General features: G+C 70.6%; 3 protein-coding genes and 1 pseudogene. 1 reads left to right on the top strand and 3 read right to left on the bottom strand.

The genetic code is table 11. The features are described from left to right. Positions 1–228 precede the first annotated feature (228 nt). The 3 genes from AOK01_RS36250 to AOK01_RS36240 all read right to left on the bottom strand — a co-directional run bounded on the left by AOK01_RS36250 (position 229) and on the right by AOK01_RS36240 (position 4498). Positions 229–2367, bottom strand: coding sequence for a putative bifunctional diguanylate cyclase/phosphodiesterase (locus AOK01_RS36250; protein WP_055519258.1), 2139 nt, complete (start codon positions 2365–2367; stop codon positions 229–231). Continuing rightward, entirely contained in the window at positions 2364–3176 is an 813-nt protein-coding gene (locus AOK01_RS36245; protein WP_055519256.1) for an SAM-dependent methyltransferase, read from the bottom strand. Before AOK01_RS36245 ends, AOK01_RS36250 begins: the two co-directional genes overlap by 4 nt. Before the next feature lie 353 nt (positions 3177–3529). Continuing rightward, positions 3530–4498 (bottom strand): SCO0930 family lipoprotein, encoded by a 969-nt coding sequence (locus AOK01_RS36240; RefSeq protein ID WP_055519255.1) that lies wholly within the window; start codon positions 4496–4498, stop codon positions 3530–3532. Between the two features lie 373 nt (positions 4499–4871). Here AOK01_RS36240 and AOK01_RS44520 point away from each other — a divergent pair. After that, positions 4872–5131: pseudogene (locus AOK01_RS44520) on the top strand (hypothetical protein); the annotation flags it as partial.

Raw genomic sequence — 5131 nt, 5'->3', positions numbered from 1 at the left:
CTGCGGCCCCGGTGGGGGCTGGTCGCGCAGTTCCCCGCGCTCCCCTGCGGGGCTTGCGCCGAGGGGCGTTGTGCGGGTTGTCGTGGGCTGAGCGCGCAGTTCCCCGCGCCCCTAAAAGCGAAAGACCGGGGCGCAGCCCCGTCTTTCAGGGGCGCGGGGAACTGCGCGCTCAGCCCACGACAACCCGCAGGACACCACCGCCCCAAGCCCCGCAGGGGGCTCGCACGGTCAACCCGTCGCGTCCACCAGCGCCAACTCATGCAGCCGGTCCGGAGGACCAGGGCGGGCGTAGTACCAGCCCTGAGCCGTGTCGCAGCCCAGCAGCCGCAGCTGCTCCGCCTGCGCCCCCGTCTCCACACCCTCGACCGTGACCGCGAGGTCGAGACTGTGGGCGAGGGAGACGATCCCTTCGACGATCTTCAGGTCGACGGGATCGGCGGGGAACTGCTGCATGCCCTGGGTGAAGGACCGGTCCAGCTTCAGGATGCTCACCGGCAGCCGGCGCAGGTTCGCGAGGTTCGAGTAACCCGTACCGAAGTCGTCGAGCGCGATGTCGACGCCCATCTCCGCGAGCCGGCGCAGCGGCTTGAGCAGGTCGTCGTCGGCGCCGATCAGCGCGGACTCGGTGACCTCCAGGCAGAGCGAGCTCGGCGGGAGGCCGACGCGCTCCAGGATGTCGACCGTGTCGGAGACAAGACCGGGGTGGGTCAGCTGGCACGGGGAGAGATTGACGTTGATGCGCACCGGGGGGCCGGCGTCGGAGTGACGTTCCTGCCAGACCTTCGCCTGGCGGACCGACTGTTCCAGGACCCAGCGGCCCAGCGGGACGATCAGGCCGGTGTGCTCGGCGAGCGGGATGAACTGGTCGGGGCCGAGCACCCCGTGCTGCGGGTGCAGCCAGCGCACGAGTGCCTCGGCGCCGTGCACGCTGCCGTCGCCGAGGTGGACGAGCGGCTGGTACTCGATGAAGAACTCGCCCCGGTCCAGCGCCGCGGGCAGCGCCGTGGTGAGCCCGTGCCGGGTGATGGCGCGTGCGTCGGCCTCGGCGTCGGCGAGCTCGTAGCGGTTGCCGCCCGCCGACTTGGCCCGGTACATCGTGATGTCGGCGCTGCGCAGCACCTCCGCGGGGCCGCGCTCGCCCGTCGGGCCCTCGACGATGCCGATGCTGCCGCGGACCGTCAGTTCCCGGCCGTCGATGCGGACCGGCGTGATGAGGGCGTTCATGATGCGGTCGGCGAGCGCGTCGACCTCGCTCTCGGTGTCGGGCCCGGTGGTCAGTGCCACGAACTCGTCGCCGCCGAGCCGGGCCACCATCTCGCCGGGCGCGGTCGCGCAGGACTGCAGCCGGTCGGCGACCTCGACGAGCAGCCGGTCTCCCGCCGCGTGCCCGAGGCTGTCGTTGATGGTCTTGAAGCCGTCGAGGTCGAGGTAGCAGAGGCCGAAGCGCATGCCCTCACCCGCGGCGAGGGCCTTGTCGAGCCGCTCGAAGAACAGGGTGCGGTTGGGCAGCCCGGTGAGCGCGTCGTGCGTCGCCTCGTAGCGGAGCCGGAGGTTGAGCAGCCTGCGCTCGGTGGTGTCCTCCATGAGGGCGAGCTGGTACTGCGGCTGCCCGTCCGCGCCACGCAGCAGGGAGACGGTGAGGTTGGTCCACAGAACCGTTCCGTCGGGCCGGTAGAAGGCCTTCTCGACGTGGTAGTGCTCGCGATCGCCGCGCACCAGTTCCTCGTAGAGCCGCCAGACCTGGGGGGCGTCCTCGGGGTGGGTCCAGTCGGTGACGCTGCGGCCCCGCACCGACTGCTCGGTGCCGCCGAACATGCGCAGCAGGGCGTTGTTCACCTGGAGGATGTTGCCGTCGAGGTCGGCGACGCTGATACCTATCGCCGCGCCCTCGAAGACCGCGCGGAAGCGTGCCTCGGTCGCGTGCAGGGCGTCCGCGACGATGCCCTGGGCCTGGAGGGCGGCCCGCGCGATGGCCTCCTGCTCGGCCAGCGTCCGCTCCCGCAGCGCCTTCGCGAACCCGGCGGCCATGGCGTGCTGCAACCGCGCCGAGCGGGCGCGCAGGGCGTCCTGGGCCCCGTCCCCGCCGCAGTAGAGCACCAGGTAGGCGTCGACGCAGTCGAGCGTGGCGCTGAGGGCCTCCGGCTCGGTGCAGTGCGCCCCGATGAGCGCGGCGCCGACGGCCTGCCCCTCGGCCGCCTCGAACGTCCTGGCCCGCAGCGCCTCGCTGAGCCGCCGGGCGAGCGGCACGAGGCGCTGCTCGAACTCCGGCCGGGTCAGCGACGTGGCGGTCACCGGGAAGACCGCCCGGCTCCAGATCGTCGCGAACCTGCGCAGTCTGTCCTCCGGCCCGTCCGGCTCCGCGGTCACGCCGCGCGCCCCACGCCCGCGAAACCCGAGTAGGAGTAGGGATCCTCGTCCTCGGGTGCCGGGTCGGGCCGCCAGTTCGGCATCGGCACCAGTCCGGGTTCCACCATGTCGTACCCTTCGAAGAACCGCGCGATGTCGTCGCGCGAGCGCATGATCAGCGGGCTTCGGATGTCCTTGTAGACGTCGACGGTCCCCCGGGCCCGCTCCGGGGGAAGCGGAATCCCCTCGTACGAAGCGTGCGTGACGACGAACAGACTGCCGGGCGCCAGCGCGTCCCTCAGCTCTGCCACAGCCCCGTACGGATCGTCCTCGTCCTCCACGAAGTGAAGTATGGCAACGAGGAGAAGAGCGACTGGCTGATTCAGGTCTATCAGGTCCCGCAGCCGGGGATGCGTCAGGATCTCGCGGGGCTTGCGGAGGTCACCGGCGACGGCGACCGCGTCCTCGTTGCCGGCCAGAACGGCCTCGCTGTGCGCGACGGCCACCGGGTCGTGGTCGACGTAGACGACGCGTGCGCCGGGGCGGGCGCTCTGGGCCACCTCGTGGACGTTGCCGATGGTGGGGATGCCCGAGCCGATGTCCAGGAACTGGGTGACGCCCTCGTCGGCCGCGAAGCGCACGGCGCGGCGCAGGAACGCCCGGTTCGCCTGCATGATCTTGGGGAGCCCCGGCATGAACTCCATGGCCCTGCGCGCCGCTTCCCTGTCGACCTCGAAGTTGTGCGATCCGCCCAGGTAGTAGTCGTAGACCCGGCTCACACTGGGCACCGAGATGTCGATGCCGCGCGGGGCCCAGGCGGGACGCTCCATCTGTCTCTCCAAGGCGTAGACGATCCGGTGTTCGAGCTGAGGCTACTGATCGCCCGCCAATGGAGCGAGTGGAAACGGAAATTGACCGTCCGTTCAAGGCCACTGCCTCCGGCACGTGCGGAGGGAAATGCCTCGCGAAATCGCCCGGAAGCACTGCAAAGAGACCGGAGGGGTCACGGCGGCGCGTCGCGCGGCGTCACGAGGAGCGGCGACGGAAGCCGTTCGGATGTGAAAAAGCCGTTTCGCCCCCTCCGTGCGGTGCGGAGGGGGCGAAACGGGTCCTGTAGGCACTTGTGCCGATGTGCCGGTGTCCCGGCACTGCCGCTCCTGGGGGAAGTGGCCGTGCGGTGGGGCTACTTCGGCTTGCCGAGCGGCTTGCCCTCGGGGGAGATGGCGTACCAAGTGCCGCCGACGCCCTGGCCATTGGTGTCGCCGGGCTTCTTGTCACCCGCGAAGGTGTAGAGCGGCCAGCAGTCGATGCTCTGCTGCTTGAGTCCGTCCGGACGGTTGTTGATGACGTAGCCGCGCTTGCCGTCGTTCTTGTTGTCGATGCCCTTGGTGTCGGCGGCGTCCACCGGCTCGACGACCGGCCACTTCTCCAGGCACGCGCCGATGCAGTTCGACTTCATCGGCCACGGGACGTCCTTCTCGAACCGGTAGACCGTCATGCCGTTCTTGTCGACGACGACCTCGCCGAGTTCCGGGTCGTTACGGGTCGACAGACCGGGCAGGTCGGCGGCTGCCGCACCGCCCCCGGAGCCGGCGGCCGCCTTCTTCCCGGTGGGGGCCGAGGCGTACCAAGTGCCGCCCACACCCTGGCCCTTGGTGTCACCGGCCTTGGTGTCCTTCGCGAACCGGTACTGCGGCCAGCCGTCGATGGTCAGCTGCTTCGTGCCGTCGGTACGGGTGACCTCGCCGAGCAGGGTCTTGTCGATACCCACCGGAGCGGCGGCGCCGGAGGACGGCACCGGGGGCCAGGCCGTGGCGCAGTCGCCGTCACAGGTCGACTTGGGCGGCTCGGCCGTGTCCTTGTCGAAGCGGTACAGCGTCATGCCGGCGCTGTCCGTGACCACCTCACCGAGCTTCGCGGTGTCCGACACGGCAAGTTGACCGGCGCTCTGCGCCACGGCGCCCTGTCCGTCCGCGGCGGCGGCGCCCGTCTCGGTCGCTCCCGCCGTGCCGTAGCCGTTGGCCGCGGGCGCCGCGCCCACGTTCTGGCTGCCGGTCGAAGTGTCCGCCTTTTCCTGACCGCACGCCGTCGTCAGCACCAGCACTGCCGCAGCTGACGCTACGAGTGAGGCGCTCCGCCAGGAGGTCTTCATTGGTAACTCCCGCTGTTTGCATAGGTGTTGCGGCACTCCTCAGCACCGCGTATGGCCCTAGGTACGGGCGGGAGTGCGGTGAGTGTTCAAAGGGGACGCATATTTCTTTCTGATAACGCCCGAGGGCCCTGCTCAGGGAGGGGCCGGGGGACCCGAAAGATCCCGAAGAGCCGCGAAATTCGAGAGAATCGGGAGAATCGGGAGAACCGCCGGAGCCGGAAGAGTTCGGCGCGAAAGGTCCGGCCCGGAGCCCTCTCCCGAAACGCGATCCGGTGTCGTCCGGCAACGGGTGAGACCCGAACTGTCCCTCCTTCGGGGCAATTACACCGCCAATCCCGCATATGTGCGTGCGCGGGGCCCGATGATCGCGGGCGTGCCTGGACCACGACGAACCTCCCCGCCCCTGCGACTCGCCCTCGGCATACGGCTGCTGGCGCTGCTCACCCTCACTTGGCTCGCGAGCGGCGCACCGGCCCCTGTCGCCGCCGACGCGTGCGCGTACGCCTCCACCGGCTCCGGCGGCGGCACGGCGGTGGCGGTGGCGGGCACCTGCCCGACTCCCACCCCGACCCTGTCGCCCCCTTCTCCCCAGCCCGCCCCCACGACCCCCCCCCCCCCTCCACCCCCCCCCAC

It is taken from the genome of Streptomyces aurantiacus (assembly GCF_001418335.1).
In the GTDB taxonomy this organism is placed as follows: Bacteria; Actinomycetota; Actinomycetes; order Streptomycetales; family Streptomycetaceae; genus Streptomyces; species Streptomyces aurantiacus.
The sequence above is the reverse complement of the archived record's forward strand: the minus strand, read 5'-3'. Positions and strand labels throughout refer to the sequence as shown.